This is a genomic window from Bacillus sp. FSL R5-0439, assembly GCF_038008805.1.
Lineage (GTDB): Bacteria > Bacillota > Bacilli > Bacillales > Bacillaceae > Bacillus > Bacillus safensis.
The window spans coordinates 1,644,018-1,664,274 of sequence record NZ_JBBOZW010000001.1 but is presented as its reverse complement, the minus strand read 5'-3'; the positions used below and the strand labels follow the sequence as shown (position 1 = coordinate 1,664,274).

16 protein-coding genes are annotated in these 20,257 nt (G+C 40.8%); all 16 read right to left on the bottom strand.

Annotation, left to right across the window (positions count from 1 at the left end; translation table 11 throughout):
• Positions 1-76: 76 nt before the first annotated feature.
• The 16 genes from NST59_RS08360 to yfmF all read right to left on the bottom strand — a co-directional run bounded on the left by NST59_RS08360 (position 77) and on the right by yfmF (position 20,165).
• The gene (locus NST59_RS08360) at positions 77-3,121 is read right to left on the bottom strand and encodes an efflux RND transporter permease subunit (protein ID WP_144491240.1); all 3,045 of its coding nucleotides are present in this window, start codon (positions 3,119-3,121) and stop codon (positions 77-79) included.
• Positions 3,122-3,323: 202 nt separating this feature from the next.
• A complete protein-coding gene (gene spoVS, locus NST59_RS08355; RefSeq protein WP_003211281.1) occupies positions 3,324-3,584 on the bottom strand; it encodes a stage V sporulation protein SpoVS in 261 nt (86 codons plus the stop codon).
• Between the two features lie 202 nt (positions 3,585-3,786).
• Positions 3,787-4,581, bottom strand: a complete 795-nt coding sequence (locus NST59_RS08350) for a TIGR00282 family metallophosphoesterase (protein WP_024424109.1) — start codon at positions 4,579-4,581, stop codon at positions 3,787-3,789.
• A 90-nt stretch (positions 4,582-4,671) separates the two neighbouring features.
• Positions 4,672-6,234: a ribonuclease Y gene (gene rny / locus NST59_RS08345; RefSeq protein WP_003211958.1), complete on the bottom strand. Its 1,563-nt coding sequence runs from the start codon at positions 6,232-6,234 to the stop codon at positions 4,672-4,674.
• 233 nt (positions 6,235-6,467) lie between these two features.
• Positions 6,468-7,643, bottom strand: coding sequence for a serine hydrolase domain-containing protein (locus NST59_RS08340; RefSeq protein WP_064498482.1), 1,176 nt, complete (start codon positions 7,641-7,643; stop codon positions 6,468-6,470).
• A 142-nt stretch (positions 7,644-7,785) separates the two neighbouring features.
• Complete coding sequence (gene recA, locus NST59_RS08335) at positions 7,786-8,829, bottom strand: recombinase RecA (RefSeq protein ID WP_039178719.1); 1,044 nt, start codon at positions 8,827-8,829, stop codon at positions 7,786-7,788.
• 179 nt (positions 8,830-9,008) lie between these two features.
• On the bottom strand, positions 9,009-10,259 hold the full coding sequence (locus NST59_RS08330; protein WP_144491239.1) for a competence/damage-inducible protein A: 1,251 nt from the start codon (positions 10,257-10,259) through the stop codon (positions 9,009-9,011).
• A gap of 16 nt (positions 10,260-10,275) precedes the next feature.
• Positions 10,276-10,857: a CDP-diacylglycerol--glycerol-3-phosphate 3-phosphatidyltransferase gene (pgsA, locus tag NST59_RS08325; protein ID WP_047202208.1), complete on the bottom strand. Its 582-nt coding sequence runs from the start codon at positions 10,855-10,857 to the stop codon at positions 10,276-10,278.
• Between the two features lie 75 nt (positions 10,858-10,932).
• A complete protein-coding gene (locus NST59_RS08320) occupies positions 10,933-11,832 on the bottom strand; it encodes a helix-turn-helix domain-containing protein (protein ID WP_341040557.1) in 900 nt (299 codons plus the stop codon).
• Between the two features lie 23 nt (positions 11,833-11,855).
• Positions 11,856-12,647 carry a DUF3388 domain-containing protein gene (locus NST59_RS08315; protein WP_003211480.1) on the bottom strand — a complete coding sequence of 264 codons (792 nt, stop codon included), beginning with the start codon at positions 12,645-12,647 and terminating at the stop codon, positions 11,856-11,858.
• 131 nt (positions 12,648-12,778) lie between these two features.
• Positions 12,779-13,036, bottom strand: a complete 258-nt coding sequence (locus NST59_RS08310; protein ID WP_024424114.1) for a DUF3243 domain-containing protein — start codon at positions 13,034-13,036, stop codon at positions 12,779-12,781.
• Between the two features lie 73 nt (positions 13,037-13,109).
• Positions 13,110-13,838, bottom strand: a complete 729-nt coding sequence (ymfI, locus tag NST59_RS08305; RefSeq protein WP_144491238.1) for an elongation factor P 5-aminopentanone reductase — start codon at positions 13,836-13,838, stop codon at positions 13,110-13,112.
• 31 nt (positions 13,839-13,869) lie between these two features.
• The gene (locus NST59_RS08300; RefSeq protein ID WP_341040556.1) at positions 13,870-16,989 is read right to left on the bottom strand and encodes an MMPL family transporter; all 3,120 of its coding nucleotides are present in this window, start codon (positions 16,987-16,989) and stop codon (positions 13,870-13,872) included.
• Positions 16,967-17,443, bottom strand: coding sequence for a MarR family winged helix-turn-helix transcriptional regulator (locus NST59_RS08295; RefSeq protein WP_039178702.1), 477 nt, complete (start codon positions 17,441-17,443; stop codon positions 16,967-16,969). The genes NST59_RS08300 and NST59_RS08295 overlap by 23 nt, the downstream gene beginning before the upstream one ends.
• 152 nt (positions 17,444-17,595) lie before the next feature.
• The gene (gene yfmH / locus NST59_RS08290) at positions 17,596-18,888 is read right to left on the bottom strand and encodes an EF-P 5-aminopentanol modification-associated protein YfmH (RefSeq protein ID WP_039178701.1); all 1,293 of its coding nucleotides are present in this window, start codon (positions 18,886-18,888) and stop codon (positions 17,596-17,598) included.
• Entirely contained in the window at positions 18,885-20,165 is a 1,281-nt protein-coding gene (yfmF, locus tag NST59_RS08285) for an EF-P 5-aminopentanol modification-associated protein YfmF (RefSeq protein WP_144491237.1), read from the bottom strand. Before yfmF ends, yfmH begins: the two co-directional genes overlap by 4 nt.
• Positions 20,166-20,257 lie beyond the last annotated feature (92 nt).

The window sequence follows — 20,257 nt, the reverse complement described above, 5'->3', positions numbered from 1 at the left end:
CACCCCACATATTTTTTTAGATATTTTCTAAAAAAAAAAAGCAAATCTCCGGTTGAAAGGAGATTTACTTTCATCGTCAGCGTTTCTTTGAAACGGCAACATATAGGGCTGGCACAATAAATAATGTCAGAATCGTTGAGAAAAAGACACCTGATACAATGCAGATGGCCAGCGGCTTAAAGAGTGGATCATGACTTAATGCAACAGGCATTAATGCAACTAATGCCGTAAATGCTGTTAAAAGTATCGGTCTAATCCTTGCTCTTCCCGCTTCAATGACGGCTGTCTGTTGATCAAATCCTTGCTTGCGCCGCTGTTCAATAAATTCGAATAAGACGACCGCATTTCGAACGACAATACCAGCCAATGAGACAATTCCCATTGTTGCCATAAAGCTGAATGGCGTTTGTGTGACAAACAGTCCGATAATGGCTCCTGATACGGCTAAGTAAACCGTTCCTAGAACTAACAGTGGAAGCATTAATGAATTGAACTGGAATGCGATGGTCACGTAAATGAGCAGCAGGACAACCGCAAATAAGAGACTAATTTCAATAAAGAACTGGGTCTGATTTTCATTTTCTCCACCTTGTGAAATGGTCAAATCCTTCGCTGCCGCGCTTTTCCCCACTTGATTAACGACTTCTTTCATATCGTCTTTAAACGAATCTGATGCGCCGGGATACGCCTTTAGCGTAATGGTTGGAACTCCATTTTCATGTGGAATGCTTTCATACTGCTCTGTTTCTTTTTCTGTTACATATCGGCTAAGCGGCTCAAGTTGAGGCATACCACCCTCGTTGGTCTTCACAGGTACTTTCAATTCTTTTAGCTTTAAACCATTTTGATGTGTACCTGTATCCTGTTTTACCACTAAATCGATGTCATTTGTTCCTTGTTTAAAGGTACCTAATGGAATCCCTTCTGTCACAAGCCCAAGCTGTCTGCTGACAAATTGAGCACTGAGCCCATCCTCTGCCATTCGCTCACGGTTTAATTCAAAGGAAATCGTTTTCGCCGGCTTATTGACATCATCTGTAATCAAGCTTGCTCCTTTGTCTTTCATTTCATTTGTCAGCGTTTCTTTGACATCAATGAGCTTTGTGAAAGAGTCACCCGCAACTGTTACTGTCACTGGCGCTCCAGTTGGCGGTCCTTGAACAATGGTTTTCATAAAGAGATCAGCCTCTTTGAATTTCTCTCGCAAAGGCTCGGTCATACGATCTATCAATGCCTTACTTGTCATCTGATCATTGTCTACTCTTACAACAATCTGACCGGTGTGGTCACTTGCATTTGAAATACTTTCATTAAACAGATTCGGCACCCCGCCGCCTGCAAAAATCGCCGTTTCTTCAATGCCTTTTTGCTGCTTAATTTCTTGTTCTATTTTCTTTAGTGTTTCATTTGTTTTGTCTAATGTTGTTTCACTTGGAAGCGTGACCGTGACGACCACTTCTTTCTTATTCGCCGCAGGGAAAAATTCAAATGGTGTGACGAAAATAAGTAAAAAAGCAAGCGTTGCAACAAGCAAGCCACTTAGTCCAATAACGAGCGGCCGCTTCACAATGTTTTTCAGCACACGGTCTGCATAGAAATCCGCCAGCTTTTTTAATGGTTTTCCTAGGAAGCCCGGCTCTTTTTGACTCTTCTTGTTCTTTCTTTTCCTGTTCACAGTATATTGATAGACCGGCACAAGTGTCAGCGAAATCACCATGGACGCAAGCACAGTCGTTACTAGAACAGACGGTAGTGCCCGAATAAATGAACCGTTTGCACCTGATAAGAAAAGAAGCGGCAGGAAGGCAAACACAACAGCAAGTGTTGATGTCAAAATGGACCCTGCGACTTCTTTTACGCCAGCAATTGTTCCTTTAAGCGGACTTTCGTATTTTTTCATTTGTCTTAAAATATTATCATTGACGACAATCGCATCATCGACAAGTATCCCTAAGGCAATGATAAAGCCGATGATCGAAATTTGATTGAGATCCACTTGTAAAAATGGCAGCGGAATGGTTCCAATTGTAATGGATAGCGGAATGGCGAGTGAAACGATAAACGCCCCGCCAATCGTGAGTCCAAGTGTAGTAACGATAATGACCGCGATGACTGCAACAATGGCTTCTTTTATTAAATCATTGAAAATGGCATCCACTTCACTTTTTTGTGAATAGTAGTCTACCCACTCCACCCCATTTGGCAGCTGCTTTTCTTTCTCAATGACATCATTGACTTTGTCATACATTTTAGGAATATCAAGCCCTGGTTTAATATTCACTGTAAATGAATAGGCGGGCTTTCCGTTATAGGACACAATATCACTTTTCTCTTTTTCTACTTCTTTTAAGCTGCCAAGCTGACTAATTGTGACCGGCTCTCGTTTTGTTTTTGAGAAAAGCTCAATTTTTTTGACTTGATCTAAGCGGTCATATGTATCGATGGACAGCTTGACCTTCTCTTTACCTGCCCGAATATCGCCTAGTGGAGATGTGTCAAATTCCTGATTGATGGCATTTGTGACATCAGTTACATTGAACCCTTCCCCCTCCAGCTTGTTTGAATCTAAGTTTAATATCGCTTGTTTGTCATTGAAGCCTTTGATAACGACATTGTCTACCCCTTTGATGTCCTCTACTTTTTCCTTCAATGCACGCAGCGATTTCTGACTCTTTGCTAAGTCCGATGATTGACTCGACACAATCATATAAGAACCAACGGGTACGCTGCCGAACTCATCCTTTATATCCGGCTCCATCACTCCGTCAGGAAAAGATGACGCAGCACTTGTCGTTTCATTCTTAATTTGACTTGCCACCTTTTGAAAGTCGGCTTGATCCTCAATTTCAAGCACAATATTTGAGAAACCAATGGCAGAAACCGAGCTCGTTTTCTCTACACCATTGATATCAGATAAAGCTGATTCCAGCTTATTGGTGACGTCTCTTTCCACCTGTTTTGCATCTGCACCAGGGAAAACGGTAGAAATCGTGACGAGATTCGCCTCGAATTCTGGCAGTTCTCGTTTAGGAAGCTGCGCGAATAAATAGCCGCCAGCAATGAGAACGATAAAAAATAAAATAAAAACAAGCTTTCCTCTTTTCAAAAAAGCTTCAAACATTATTTCACCTACTTAAATATTTATTTTTGATGTAGTAAATTCAACTTAATCTTAATTTATCATCATGGTGAAAAAATGCAAGCTCTAATATGTCATTTTTATCTATTTCACGAACTGAATATGTTATATAAGAAATGTATAGCGGTAAACAAAAACAACCTGCTTACATGATGTAAGCAGGTTGAAAATAATAAAATTAGAATTATCGTGGCTCAACAATCAATTTGATGGCTGTTCTTTCTTCTCCATCGATCAGAATGTCAGTAAAGGCTGGAATGCATATCAAATCCACTCCGCTTGGCGCAACAAATCCCCTTGCAATGGCGACAGCCTTAACCGCCTGATTCAGTGCTCCAGCGCCGATTGCTTGTATTTCTGCTGCACCGCGTTCACGTAAAACGCCCGCTAATGCTCCTGCTACTGAATTCGGATTTGACTTTGCTGAAACTTTTAAAATTTCCATTTCTGCTCCCCCTTAAATTTACAATGGATAAGTGAGTGTTCATTAGAACAATCTTTGTTAGATGATGCTATTTTTTTGAAAATCCATCCCCAAAATGTTTTTCAAAAATAGCAGGCTACCTACCATTTTTACTATATTCACGATAGAGGGCGCATATTCCTTCTTTCTGATTAATATTTTTCTGAAATAAATATGTGAACATTTATTCAAAGAAAATATGGTCATCATTTATCAAAATTCGATCAATTTTGACAGCTTTTTTCGACTGTTCGTCAATTTCTACGATTACTGCACTTAATGTTGTGCGGCCTTCTGCAATTTCAAACCGGACTGGGAGACTTGTTTTGAATCGTTTAATAATCGTTTCTCGGTCAACACCCAAAATGCCATCATAAGGCCCTGTCATCCCAACATCTGAAATATACGCAGTTCCTTTTGGCAATACGCGGTTATCTGCTGTTTGAACATGTGTATGCGTTCCAACGACACATGATGCACGGCCGTCTGTATACCAGCCCATTGCTTGCTTTTCACTTGTGGCTTCACCATGAAAATCAATAAAAATAAACGGTGTCCGTTTGGATGCTTCCGCAATTAATTCATCTACTTTTTGAAATGGGCAGTCAATTGGCGGTAAAAACGTACGTCCTTGCAGGTTAATGACAGCCAATTCTTTTCCTTGTTTTTTAATAAACGTGAGACCTTTTCCAGGTGTGCCTTCTGGGAAGTTAGCAGGACGGACCATATTGGCTGCATCATCGATGAAATCGAAAATGTCTCTTTTATCCCATGTATGGTTGCCCATTGTGAGCACATCAGCTCCTGCTTGCAGGAGCTCATGATAGATTTTTTCAGTCAGGCCTTTCCCGTGAGCAGCATTTTCTCCGTTGACAATGGTAAAGTGCGGCTGATATTTTTTCTTCAGCTTTGGCAAGTATTCTTTCAGTGTGTCTCTGCCAGGTGAACCGACGATATCTCCAACAAATAATATTTTCATGCGCTTTTGAACCCTTTCTCTTATAAATTGATCTTCTTATCAGTGTTGCATATTTACACAAAAAAATAAAGCGGCGCTAAGCGCACCGCTCTATTTTGCATACTCTACTGCGCGAGTTTCTCGAATGACTGTCACTTTAATGTGACCAGGGTAATCGAGCTCGTCCTCAATTCGCTTACGAATATCCCTTGCTAGACGGTGAGCTTCAAGATCATTAATTGAATCTGGCTTCACCATTATACGTACTTCACGTCCAGCCTGTATCGCAAACGATTTTTCAACACCTTCATAAGATTCAGAGATATCTTCTAATTTCTCAAGTCTCCGAATGTAATTTTCAAGCGTCTCACTTCTTGCACCAGGGCGTGCTGCAGATAATGCATCAGCTGCCGCAACAAGAACAGCGATAATAGATGTCGGTTCTTGGTCACCGTGGTGAGAGGCAATACTGTTGATGACAACAGGATGCTCTTTATATTTCGTCGCAAGCTCAACGCCAATTTCTACGTGGCTTCCTTCTACTTCATGATCAATGGCTTTTCCAATGTCATGCAGAAGACCTGCTCGTTTTGCAAGCTTTGCATCTTCTCCAAGCTCTGAAGCCATGAGACCTGCAAGATGTGCAACCTCAATTGAATGCTTCAGGACATTTTGTCCATAACTTGTACGGAATTTCAAGCGGCCGAGAATTTTGATAAGATCCGGATGCAGACCGTGAACTCCGACTTCGAATGTCGTTTGCTCACCCATCTCGCGGATATAATCATCGACTTCACGGCGTGATTTTTCCACCATTTCTTCAATTCGTGCAGGATGAATGCGGCCATCCTGGACTAGCTTGTCCAGAGCTATCCTCGCTGTTTCACGTCTAATCGGATCAAAGCCCGATAGGATAACAGCTTCAGGTGTATCATCTATGATCAAGTCAATACCAGTTAACGTTTCTAACGTACGGATATTTCGTCCTTCACGTCCGATAATACGACCTTTCATCTCATCATTTGGAAGATTGACTACAGATACCGTTGTTTCAGCTACATGATCAGCTGCGCAACGCTGTAACGCAAGTGAAAGAATGTTTTTCGCCTTTTTGTCAGCCTCTTCTTTCGCTCGGTTTTCAGATTCTTTCGTCATGACTGCAATGTCGTGGGAAAGCTCATTTTCAACTTGATCCAGAATGATTTGCTTCGCTTCATCTCGAGTTAGACTTGAAATGCGTTCCAACTCGGCTTTCTGCAAACGAATCATATCATCCACTTTGCTTTCCATCTCTTCAATATGTTGTTGTCGTTCATTCAGAGAATGATCTCTCTTCTCCAACAGGGACTCCCGTTTATCTAAAGATTCGTCTTTGCGATCAAGATTTTCCTCTTTTTGAAGTAAACGGTTTTCTTGTCTTTGAAGCTCATTTCGTCTTTCACGAACTTCTTGCTCCGCCTCTACACGAAACGAATGAATTTCATCTTTCGCTTCCAAGAGCGCTTCTTTCTTCAATGCTTCCGCATCACGCTTTGCATCCTCAACAATTTGTTCGGCCATGTTTCTTGCGCCGGATATTTTTGCTTCTGCAATGGTTTTACGAACAAAGTAGCCAACAACTAAACAGATTAGGCTCAGCAAAATGGAGATGATCGTAAACATCGTAGGCGACATATTTTCACCTCCTCTTGCTATGAACTTGGTTTTACAAATAAAGTGTCGGCATGTACATTGTTTTGTGTCTCAACATACAGGGCCTTCACAGGGAATGAGATCCTCACTGCCCTTGTCAAGTTTAAATTAGTTATCAATCATGTTAAGAAAAACAAGTGATACATTCCCATTGTAATTGTGTCGGAAATACTTGTCAAGCGTGCCATCTTAGCGTTTGCAAAAGCAGATCAGAATTATTCTTGATTCAGCAGCTGATATACTTTATTGTTCACTTGTCCCAGTTTAATGTTATTTTGAATGTTTGAGAACAAAACAACAATGGTTTGACCAGATTTGCTAAAGCTGTTCAAAATGTTGAAGCCCGGCATGACACCATGGCTTGAATAGCTACCGGGAGCAACATAAAATCCCATTCCGTATGTGGAGCTGCTTCCTGGCGTAAACATCTTTTTATAGCTCTTCTGCGAATACAGTTTGCCGTCAATCAGGGCTTGGTCAAATTTGTACATATCTATAGCACTCATATAAATATCTCCAGCACCATACAGCTGAGATAGATCGGGCATATACGGTGTAACCGCTTTGCTGCCTTTCAGCTTATACCCGACAGCAGGATAAGGTTCTTTTTCATATGTTTTGTAAAAGCCTGCATGCGTCATTCCCGCCGGTTTAAAAATATGATTCTTTATATATTGTTCATAGGACTCACCGCTTACTTCAGCAACAATATAAGCAAGAACAGAATAGTTGGAATCCTTGTAGCCCCATACGCCCGGCTGACGATTAATTCCCTGACGTTCTATGTCTTTTATTAATTCGTCCGGAGTAATTGCACCGTTTCCTTCAATATGTCCGTTTATTCCCGATGTATGTGTCAGCAGATTTTTCAAAGTAATTGTATGTCCGTTAGGGAAATGAGGTAAATACGTGCTTACCGGATCACTTGTCTGAAGTTTTCCCTTTTCCTCAAGCTGTAAAATGGCGGTTGCAATCAGCGCTTTTTGTGACGAACCGACATAAAAAGATGTTGATGGATTATTTCGAATTTTTCGTTTACGGTCTGCATAACCAAAACCTTTATTTGTTATGATTTCTCCATTTCTAACAATCATGGCTGTTCCGCTGAAACCGATCTTATTTAAATAACTGCTGATTTTGTGATTGCGGTCCACTGTTTTGATTTGTTCCTTTGATATTTTGGCGGTTTTCCTTTTGACTTCTTTTTTCTGGCTGTTTTCTAAAGCTACTGCCGTTTTTTGAAACGGGTATTTCTCTTCACTATTTCGATGAAGCACATTCCACATCGTTAAGCAAATCATCGCTACTAAAAAAACAAACACAATTTTTCCCTTCTGACTTGGTTGTTTCCGGCTACGTTTTGCATTTCTTCTGCGGGTCGGGCTTGTCATTAGTTTTTCCTCCCAAAATAAATGCCATTTTGTACACTTTAGACGGATGAAGTACTGAAAAAGTTGTCGAAAGTTTTTTGCAAAATAAAAAAGGCTGAGTTTTTCACCCAGCCTTTTTTATCATTTCATACTAATTTAATTTTTATTCTAATTCTAATTGTTCTAGCGCTTCTTCAGATTCCTGCTGCGTTACTCCGTTAGTATCCAAGCCGTAATGTTCTCGAATTTGCTCCTGGATCATCAGCATGATATCTTTATTTTCTTTTAGGAACTGTTTCGCATTTTCACGACCTTGTCCAAGACGTTCCTCTTGGTAAGAATACCAAGCGCCGCTCTTTTGTACGATATCTAGTTCGCTTCCAAGGTCGATGATTTCTCCCTCTTTTGAGATCCCTTCACCGTACATAATGTCTACTTCCGCAATACGGAATGGCGGTGCTACTTTGTTTTTCACCACTTTAATTCTCGTTTTATTCCCCATAATGTCATTGCCTTGTTTCAGCTGTTCAGCACGGCGCACTTCTAAACGAACAGACGAATAGAACTTCAGCGCACGTCCACCAGGCGTTGTTTCAGGGTTACCAAACATAACCCCAACTTTTTCACGAATTTGGTTAATAAAGATGGCAATTGTTTTTGATTTGTTGATAGCACCTGATAGCTTACGAAGTGCTTGAGACATCAAACGCGCTTGAAGACCAACGTGTGAATCACCCATGTCTCCTTCAATCTCTGCTTTTGGTACAAGAGCAGCTACAGAGTCAATCACAACAATATCAACTGCCCCGCTGCGGACAAGAGCTTCTGCAATTTCAAGTGCTTGCTCTCCTGTATCCGGCTGAGAAAGTAACAGTTCATCAATGTTGACACCTAGTTTTTGAGCGTAAACTGGATCGAGTGCATGCTCTGCATCAATAAATGCAGCTTGTCCTCCCTGCTGCTGAACTTCAGCAATGGCATGAAGGGCTACTGTCGTTTTACCAGAACTCTCTGGACCATATACTTCGATAATACGGCCTCGGGGATATCCGCCTATTCCAAGCGCAGTATCAAGTGCTAACGAACCACTCGGTACTGTTGAAATACGTGTATCTGTTTGCTCTCCTAGTTTCATAATAGAGCCTTTACCAAACTGTTTTTCTATTTGTTTAAGAGCCATATCTAAGGCTGCTTGACGATCACTCATTCTATTGTTTCCTCCTTTATCAATTCCACTATCTATACTATACCTTGTTTTACGTCATTTGCCAAGAAAAAAACGAACACATATTCGATTTTTTTCTCGGCAGATTTTTTAAGAAAAGAGTGTTTTCTATTAGAAAAAAACGCTCTTTTATAAAGGAGTAAACCTAACAAAAAACAAAATTAACTCTCTTTTAATAAATTGAGTAAGTGATGTAGACCATATTTCACAGCGCGCTTTCGAATGCCCGACCGGCTGCCTGTAAACATCCATTCAAACACGTCCGTCTGGTCTTTCGTCGATAGTCCAATGAACACTTTTCCAACAGGCTGACCCTCTTGGGTATCAGGTCCTGCTACACCCGTAAAGCTAATGCCAATATCACTTCCGGTCAGCTTTCTAACCCCTTCAGCAAGCTCTAAAGCGCACTCTTTGCTGACAGCCCCATAAGAAGACAGTGTTTCTTCCCGGCAGCCAAGTACCTGCTGCTTTACTTGGTTTGTATAACAAACCACACTTCCGTTCAAAATGGATGATGCTCCTTCGAGATCTGTCAGCCATTCGGAGAACATTCCACCCGTCAGACTTTCTGCTGCTGCTACTGTTTTCCCGTGCTCGTGCAAGGCTTTGGACGCTTCGCGGACAAGCGATGTATCCCCATATCCGTAGAAGTACTCTCCTACCCGTGCTAAAATTTGCGATTCTGTTTCTTTTAACAGACGCCCTGTTTCTTTTTCATCCTCATGCTTAGCAGTCAGCCTTAGCGTCACTTCACCGTCAGATGCGAGTGGTGCAATCGTCGGGTTGGTTTGAGCATCAATTAAATCTTCTAGGTCTGTTTCAAGCTGCGATTCACCGATTCCGAAGAAGCGCAGAACAACAGACACAATTTTTTCCTTTAAGCCAAGCTTCTCAGAAATCAGCGGCTTTGCCTCGTTTTCAAACATCGGGTGCAATTCACTTGGCGGTCCAGGAAGAAGCATATAAAACGTATCGTCTTCTTGAACAAACATACCTGGAGCCATCCCGAAACGGTTCACGAGCACATCTGATCCTTCTAGAACGAGTGCCTGCTTACGATTGTTCGGTGACATATCGCGGCCGGTCTTTCGAAAGTAGTCTTGAATCGATTCAAATGCTTCTTCATTTAGTACAAGCTCTTTACCGAGCGTACTCGCAATTGTTTCTTTTGTTAAGTCATCTTTGGTTGGTCCAAGACCACCTGAGAAGATAATAAAATTAGATCTTTCCTGCGCCACCTGAATGGCCTGTTTTAAACGCTCTGGATTGTCACCAACTGCTGTGTGGTAATAAACATTCACACCAATTTCAGCTAGTTGTTTGCTGATGAATTGTGCATTCGTATTCGTAATTTGCCCTAGCAAGAGTTCAGAACCGACTGCAATAATTTCTGCTTTTCTCTCTGACTTCAAAGCGTACACGTCCTTTTTAGTTAGAATTCTTTAAAGCTTCCCAGTTTTTTGCAAAGTAATCCCAGCCTGAGACAACAGTGAAGAACACCGCTACCCACATCGCTAGATCACCAAACGGGAATGATACAAGTTCAAACGGCAGGTTATGCAGTAAAAGTGCTGAAATCGCAATGATTTGCGCCCATGTCTTCACTTTTCCAAGCATATTCGCCGCCACTACTTCACCGCCTCCAGCTAATACAAGTCTTAGACCTGTTACAGCAAATTCACGGCTGATGATCACTATCGCCATCCATGCCGGTGTGAGGTTGTATTGAACAAGTATAATTAAAGCAGCTGAAACAAGCAATTTATCTGCAAGCGGATCTAAAAATTTACCAAAGTTCGTCACTAAATTAAGTTTACGTGCGTAGTAGCCATCAATCCAGTCAGTTGTTGAAGCGACAATAAACAGAATCGCTCCAACAAGGTGCGTTACTTCGATGCTGACGTCGCCAAAGCGTGCGACACCCCAATCAAACGGTGCAAGCATAATGATCATAAAAACAGGGATCAAGGCGATCCTAGAAAGGGTTATTTTATTCGGTAAGTTAAACATGAAATTCAATCCTCCAATAATGCAATTTTTTATGTATATATAATAGTAGGAACAAAAGAAAAGTCATCTACTTGCTTAAGATGACTTTTCCTTTCCTTTATTCACAATCACAATGTTTTGTGTCATGGTATTCTTAGGGTCTAATTCGTACTTAAGTGTCTCGTCATTTACCTTGATATCAATTCCAGACGCATTGCCTAGACGGATATCGACCTGAGAAAGATCAGAAAGGTCTGTTTTAAACGATTCGCCATCTTTTAGTTCACCCATCTTCAGCACTTTTCCAGATTCGTCTCTTACGCGCAGCCATGAAGCTTGCGAGGCAGAAATGGTTAACTCCATTTCGTCAGCACCTGATACTTCATACGTTGTCGTTGAGCCTTCTGTATTCGTCGCCTTTAAAGAGACCGTTTCATTGTCTTTTGATGAATCATCTTTTTTAGATGATTTTTCTTTATCATCTGACGAAGCTTTTTCTTTTTTCTTTTGATCTTTTGCAAGAGATGAATCCTCAGATACTTCATATTTAGATTCTGATTGCTGAGGGGCCGCCTGATTATTCTTCTGTCCGCTATCATGATTGACCGCCTGCACGATCACATAAATGATGGCGATGACCACAATGATGCCTCCAATAATTAAAATTGTCGGCAATAGTTCAAGCACTTTCGAGGCAGGCTTTGGCAGCTCTCTTTGCGGCTTAATATTCGATAATTTATCAGATACTTCATCATTGTACGTGCTTGGAACATCTTTACGAAACTCTTCGAACAATTGTTCAGGATTCAGTCCAACGGCTTCGGCATATTGTTTAATAAACGCTCTGACGTAAAATTTACCTGGAATAATATCATAGTTTCCTTGTTCGATTGCTAGCAAATAGCGCTTTTGGATCTTGGTAACCGTCTGAAGATCCTCCAGCGACATCCCTTTTTCCTCTCTGGCCTCAACGAGCCGTTTTCCCAATTCAGTCAAAACAAACACCTACCATTACCATATTAAAAATCGAAGCCAGAAAAACCAGAATGATCAAACACTTGTGGTTCTTCAGCGTGTTCATATGTAATCTCTTCGTCTGCGCTATTACGCAATTCAATGATATAGTCGAAATCATCCATTGTATATTCTGAATTTTGAATAAAGATGTCTGGATGCTCGACCACCTTTGTTGCCGGCAGTCTCATAATTTCCCTTAAAAGCTGCAAATGCTTCTCAGAACCTCTTCTTGTCGACACAATTCCATCAATAATAAAGACGTTATCTGGGCTGTATTCATCTGCGATCAGCTGACTTCGGATCGTCTGTTTCAAAAGAGTAGACGATACAAACAGCCATCTCTTGCTTGCACAAACACTTGAAGCCACAATTGATTCTGTTTTTCCGACACGCGGCATACCGCGAATCCCAATCAATTTATGTCCTTCTTTTTTAAAGAGTTCAGCCATAAAATCAACAAGAAGACCGAGCTCGTCTCTTTCAAAACGGAACGTCTTTTTGTCATCCGCATCACGCTGTATGTATCTTCCATGACGAACAGCTAAGCGGTCACGAAGCTTTGGCTGTCTTAATTTCGTTACTTTTATCGTTTCCATTGTATTTAAAATTGATTCAAGCCGCTTAATTTGATCTGTGTGGTCACAGCGTAAAAGCATTCCGCGTCTTGATACATCAACACCATTGATTGTCACAATATTAATTGAAAGCATCCCCATTAGAGAAGAAATGTCTCCTAAAAGTCCGGGACGGTTTACCTGTATCTCATATTCAAAATACCATTCGAGCTTTGCCAAATGATATTACCCCCTTCATTGTGGCAAATTTTTACCTTCCTTTATCATAAAGCATTTTCACATTTTTAGAAAGCACAATGTTGTGAAACGGTTAAAATAAAAAGAGAGGCACAAACGACCCCTCTTTTTGTTTAGTGCGAGCTATTATTTTCAACTAACTTGACCATCATATTTGCAATGGCACGCTGCTCATCTTCTGATGCAACGCTCCAAAGGTCAGCAAGTACTCTTTCCTGCTCGTTCTTTGCCTCAACTTCGTTAGCTAGATATCCGCCAATTTCATATGCAAGGTTATTGATGGTCTCATCTTCTAAACCTTTATCCTGCGCATGATTTAAGCGATCACCTAAAAAGTTTTTCCAATGGTCCCAGTTCTCAAGTACAGACATGTCGATTCCTCCATTCGAAAAGATGAATTACAGCCATAGCTTTTGTCATGGAGAGGCGAATTATACACGTTTTTTAACAGTACCAGCCGCCATTAACAGATAAAATTTGACCTGTGATATAACTTGACTGTTTTGAGGCGAGAAACCAAATGACATCTGCAACTTCCTCAGGCGATGCAAGCCGGCCAAGCGGGATTTCTTCTTCCAGCATTGCGATGTCTTCCTGCGTAAAACTACTCATCATGTCTGTTTTGACAGCACCTGGTGAGACAGCATTTGCTCTAATTCCACTTGGGGCAAGCTCTTTTGCTAATCCTTTTATAAAAGCATTTTGCGCACCTTTGACCATGCTGTACAGCACTTCACACGATGCTCCCGTTTCTCCCCATATCGAGCTGACCGCAATGATATGGCCTGCTTTCTTTTGGATCATGGCAGGTAAAAGGGATTGGGTAAGCTCATATGGACTTGTGACATGAAGCTGCACCATACTGGCTAATACATCTTTTTCTGTGTCTGTCACCAATCCGACATGGCTCCTGCCGCTATTTAAAACAAGTATATCTGGACAGAGCGGCAGGCGGCTGACAAGCTCATCTGCTCCGCCCGTTATAGCTAAATCTGCTTGAACGACATGCGTCTGAATGTGATATGCCTCATCCAAATGAGCGGCGAGGCGCACAGCTGCCTGTTCATTTTTATGATAATGAAGCATTAGGTTGCAGCCTTCTTGGGCAAGCTTTTTGGCTGCTGCCTGCCCAATCCCGCCACTGGCACCTGTTATCAGCGCCCAACGACTCATCACATTGATTCCTTCTTTCTATATGGGATACCTATTCTTTTCGTTTAAATGGGAACCAGTTGGCTGATCCGAACAATTTCACCATTACAGGTACGAACAATGGTAACACAACGAGTGCGTACAATAAAAGTCCTGTGAGGACAAGTGTTGCAATCTGCAAGAGAGACAGCACACCTGATGGAAGCATTGCAGCAAATGTTCCTGCCAGAATAACAGCAGCAGACATAATGACAGACCCCATATTTTTCATTGATTCGGTCATGGCAAACTGGATGTCTTTTGTTTTGTATTCATTGAATCGCTCCATTAAGAAAATCGAATAATCGACTCCGAGCGCCATTAATATGACAAATCCAAAGAATGGTACAGCCCAGTTAATGCCTGGATATCCGAAGAAATGGGTGAAAATAAATTCTGTTATACCGATTGCTGTAAAGTAAGTCAATATGAGTGAACCTACCAAGTACAGCGGCATAACAAGCGAACGGAACAAGATCACCAAAATAAGGAAAATACCAATCATCATATAAAGCACCGTCTTATTGAAATCTTGGTCTGACAGCTGTTTCAGATCAGCGTTCATACTTGATACACCTGAGACGCCAAATGACGCATCTTTTAGGTTTGTTTCAGGAAGTGCCCGCTCAACAGAAGCTTCCACTTGTTTTATTGTTGACAGAGCTTCATTTCCATATGGATTTTTTTCTAAAATGACATCAATTTTTGTCATCTTGCGATCATCTGACATGTATGAATCAAATACTTGCTTGAACGCTTTATTTTTTAAGACGTCTTTTGGAATAAACCAGCCGGCCATGTCTTGATCTGGTGCATTTTTCAGTTCATCTAAGTAGTCACCTGCACCCATTAAGCCGCTCGAAATTTTCTCCAGTCCATTAACACTTTTGTTCAGGCCATCTGTCAGCTTTGTCAGATCATCCCCAAAGCCGCCAATCTTTTCTTTCATTTGCTTTTGACCATTAATGATGTCGCCCGCTCCATTTGCAAGCTTTGGCATATTATCAGCTAATTGTCCTTGGCCTTTAGACGTTTGATCCAGTCCAGTTTCAACTGCATCTAAGCCAGCAATGAGTTCATCGATTTGACTAGTCAAGACTTTTTGCTGCTCTGAAGCTTTTGCGATAAAGGCATCAGCTGCCTCAAGCTGCTTTCTAGCTTCTTTCGCTTGTTTGGCATAGCTGTCTGCCTGTTTCGCCCCTTCTTGCAAGGTCGCAGAAAGTTCATTGTACGAAGCTTTGATCGCTTGATACGATTGATTTTCTTTTACCTGCGGGATTTGCTTTTCAAGTGTACTAAATTGTGTATTTGCTTGTTTGATTAACGCTTTTACATCTGCTGCGGCAGAGGATGATGTATCCACTTGCGCTAACGCCGCCTTTAGTTCTTTAGAAATGCTTTTATACAGCGAAACTTGCTGATTCACTTGTGCGACTTGAGCCGTTAATTCCTTTTTCGCACCTTTGATTTCATCTTTAATGGCTGCTACACCTTTTTTGTTTTGATCAATTCCGTCTTGCAAATCCCTTAAATGTTTTTCAACATTTTGAATGCCTGTTTGCACTGATTCTGTACCAGAAATCAGCTGGTTAATCCCTTTTCCTGATGATTTGATTTGCGGCGTTTGATCCTCAATGGATTGACTCATTGTTGTGAGAGCATCCTGAATTTTTTTCAATCCTTCATTGCTTTTATCAAGCCCTGTGTTCAGTTCCTTGGCTTGTGATTTCACGTACAGATCACTCAGCCCTTTACCGACAGGACGGGTGGCACTTCTGACTTTGCTGACACCATCTGTTTGTTCAATTGCACGGCTGAGTTTTTCGATGGCAATCAGCCCTTCATTGTTGTCTAAAACATCAGCTGATTTCACGATCACTGTTGCCGGAAGTGCTTCACCCGGTCCAAACTTGTCAGAAATGGTATTGAATGCGTTGACCGATTCGTATTTGTTACCAATTTCATCTAAGCTGTTATAAGAAAGGGTTCCTTTATACATCAGAATGGGCGGAAGTGTAATGATTCCTACGATTAATAAGCTGAAAAGCGGTTTCTTAAATGAAAAGCGGCCTGCTGTTTCCCACATTTTTGACTGCGGATGAGCAATATCGCCTTTAATCGGCCAAAATAACACCTTTCCTAAAACCGCCATAAAGAACGGTACAATCGTGAGAAGGGCCACAATGAGCACAGCAACCCCGACTGCTACTGCAACAGCTGATTTATAAAGCTGAAATTGTGCCAGACCAATACATGTAAAACCAATCAGAACCGCAATTCCGCTGAATAAGACAGTCTTTCCTGCTGTTTTATACGTAATGAGAATCGCCTCAATTTTATCTTTACCATGTGCGATCTCTTCCTTAAAGCGGCTGAGAAGCAGTATGCAGTAGTCCGTTCCAATTCCAAACATGATCGCGACCATAAAGATTTGAGTAAAGGTCGAGAGCGGAAAGTCTACATATTTTACTAAATAAGCCACGATCGATTGACTCACCAAGTAAGACAGTGCCACTGTGACTAACGGAACGAAAGGCGCCACAGCTGACCTAAAAACAAGAACAAGGACGACGAGAATAAACCCAATCGTAATGAATTCTGTTTTCTTCAAGCCTTCCTGCGAGCTTGTGATAACATCATCATCAATTAACGGCTGCCCTGTCATTTCAAATTTCAGGTTTAAGCTTTTCAGCTTTTCATTGACTCTTTCTTTAAAATCGGATGCTTTGATTTTGTTTGAGTCATATGTAACTGGAACAAGAAGTGTCGTTTGATCTTTAGAGAGCATTTGTTTTTTAATATCTTTATTGGCTTCAAAATAAGAAGTGATGTCCTCTATGTGGAGATCTTGATCCTTTTCTAAAATGTCCATTGCCTTTTTTAAAGAGGTTTCTCTTTCTTTCACAATGTTCTTTTCTTGAAAGACAATGACGATTGATTTTTCTGTATCCCCGTTTTCAGACATTTTCTTTAATAACTGATTGGCATATGAGGACGGATAGCCGTCTGGTACAGAAATTTGCCCTTTTTCTTTTGTTAATTGTGCCATATTAGGAGCGGTGATGAGTAACACTGCCGCTAATACAACCCACAGGATCGTGATCAGCCATCTACCCTTTATGATTGCTCTCATTAGTACTTTGTGCCTCCTCTTCGATGATCACTTGATAGATCTTTTCATATGTTTGAATAAATGATTCCATTTCTTTTTCTTCAAGCTTTTCAAAATAAGATCGAACTAGGTCTTGAAGCTGCTTTTCCATTCGGCTGACTACATCTTTGCCCTCTGGCGTGACGTACAGGTGAACATTTCTTCTGTCAGCTTGATCATGTTCACGAAAAATATAGTTTCTCGTAAAAAGACGATTGGTCATAGATGTTACAGCACTTTTGTTTACATTACATACATAAGCCAGGTCCGTTGATGTACACCCCGGATGTAAATTGATGTATCGAAGGGAGTAATATTGATCAAGCGTCAGCTCTTTATCAAGCTTTTCTGTGATCATACTCGATACTTTTTTCTCCATCATGAGATAGACATCTGTATACCTCTGGATGAGCTGGGCAATTTTATTTTGTTCCATACGCTGCTCCTTTTTAGTTTAAGTGTTTAACTATTAAAGAGTTTAACTAACGAACAAAACAATTGTCAATGAATATCCTCGCAAATAAAGCGGCTTTTTCAATAAACATAAAAAAAGACAAACTCTGCCGATATGAGTTTGTCTTTTTACATTTATTTTGTTTTTGGAACGACTTTGAAAACGGACATCCGTTCTTCATCAATTTCTTCATCTAAAATTTGCTGAATATCAGCCAATTGAATTTGTTCCAGCACTGTGACGACATCAAATAAGCTCATGTCTAAGAATGCATATCGAGTAAATTGGTTCGCAATGTATTCTGGAGAATTCATGGCTTTTAAAAAGCTGCCAATTTTTTTCTTGCGGGCAAGCTCAATTTTCTCTTCTGTCATGAGGCTTTTTGCTTGAAGAAGGGTTTCTTTTAATACTTTTGCGAGTTGATCAGGATCATTTGTATCCCCGCCAACTGAAGTGAAGCCAAAGCCGCCTTCTTCTGTATAATCGTAGCTGAATGTTTCATCAATTAAGCCTTTTTCATACATCTGTTCATATTGTAAAGAGCTTTTGCCAAACAGCGTCTCTAAAATGAGGTTCATCCCAAGCTCATGCTTTAGCAGTTGATTTCCTTTTTTATGCGGATTTTTTGTTTTCAACCCGAACATACATTTAGAGCCTTGTACGTTCATTGGTAGTTCGTATTCTTTCCGATATACACCTTCAGGCTCATTGATGTCTTTTCGTTTGATCTCCGGCTGATCTGTAAATGGCTTTTTCGCCTGATTCGCTCTGACTTGATCTAAAATTTGCTTCGGATCAACGGGACCGACAACGAAAAGAAGCATATTGCTCGGGTGATAGAACGTTTCATAGCATTCATACAAATGATCTTTTGTAATAGGGGCAATGCTCTCTACTGTTCCAGCAATATCTATTCTCACAGGATGCTCTTGATATAAATTTTCAATCAGACCAAAGAATAAACGCCAGTCCGGATTGTCGTCATACATGTTAATCTCTTGGCCAATAATACCCTTTTCTTTTTCGACTGTTTTTTCAGTAAAATAAGGCTCCTGAACAAAATCAATAAGTGTCTCAAGATTTTGTTCGACATTTGAGGTGCTTGAGAATAAATAAGCCGTTCTCGTAAACGTAGTAAAAGCGTTTGCGGATGCTCCTTGTTTACTAAAGGTATGAAACACGTCTCCATCTTCTTTTTCAAACAGCTTATGCTCTAAGAAATGAGCAATTCCGTCAGGCACTCGAATCATGTCTTCTTTGCCAAGCGGCACAAATTCATTATCAACTGAGCCATATTTTGTTGTAAAGGTCGCATAGGTTTTGTTAAACCCTTGCTTTGGCAGCACATAGACGTCAAGTCCGCTTTCCATTTTTTCGTGATAGACCGTTTCTTGCAGCTGATCGAATTGAATTGTTTTCACTGTCATGAAGCACCCTCCGTTCCTTTAAGAAAATAGGTCGTATCCCACTCGATTTTCTGACCCACTTTGATGATGTCCTCTTTTGTCACTCGGTCTAATGCTTCCAAAAAGGAATCAAGGGTTTCCCCAGTTGGCACAACGGCATGCTGATATAAATATTCTGCTGTCCCATAAGATGTATCGATCGTTTCAAGCAGCTGGTTTTTGACGACTGCTTTTGTTTGATCAATTGCTTCATCAGAAAAATCACCTTTTTGCATCGCTTCAAATTGTTCTTTGATGATGTCTACTGCCTGCTGGTAGTTGCCAACTTCAATCCCTGACATGACCATCATCAAGCCTTTAAAGCTCTCAAGTCTAGAAACAGCGTAGTACGCAAGACTTGCTTTTTCACGAACATTGATGAATAGCTTAGAATGCGAGAAACCGCCGAATATACCATTAAACAAATGCAGCGCCGGATAATCTTTATCTGCAATCGTTGTATGTGTGCGAAAGCCGATGTTCAGTTTGCCTTGTTTTACGTCCTCTTCATCAATGACTTCTTTTGGTTCATTTTGAGGTCTTGCTGATTCAGTCTGTTGTTTGATCGGTTCTCTTTCACTTGTTTTAAAGTATTGGGAGACCATTCGGCTGATGTCTTGTTCGTCAACATCTCCTACTACATAAAGATCAAGCTGGTTTGATTGAAGCGCATGCTCATAAGCTTCAAAGAGCGAGTGAGCGGTGATTGCGTCGATGTCTTCCATTTCACCATTGACGTGCAGTGCATATGGTTCACCTTTACACATTTCCTGCACGAGTCTTAAATTTGAATAACGCATTTTATCATCATAGACTGCCTGAATTCGCTGTTTTAACGTGCGTTTTTCTTGATCTACATATAATTGACTAAACACCCCATCTTCAACATACGGGTGGAATAATAGGTCAGATAGTAAGGCAATCCCTTTTTCTAGTAAAGGAGTTTGATCCTTTAGATATTTTTCATTCGCCATTTCTAGACGGAAGGTAATAATGTGATTCTCACCTTTTTTCGCCATGTCTGCCGAAACGGTTGCTCCATAGAGCTCATCAAAATAAGCACGCAATGCACCTGTTTTCGGCATCTTTTCTGTTCCTCTTAACAACACATGCGGGAAAAGAGAACGCATGGTGACGTCATCTTTGGATAACGGTGCAAGCATTTTAAAAAGGATTGTCACGGTTTTAAATTTTTCTGTTTTGACAATATGAGTATGAAGACCAGGTGTGTCCAGTGTCTTCTCTTGTAAGTACGTCATGAGAAACCTCCTTTGTTCATCCTATTTATTATGTATTAGAACATAGCTGATATATACGTGAAACAGCCATTTAATAGACATTATATCAATCA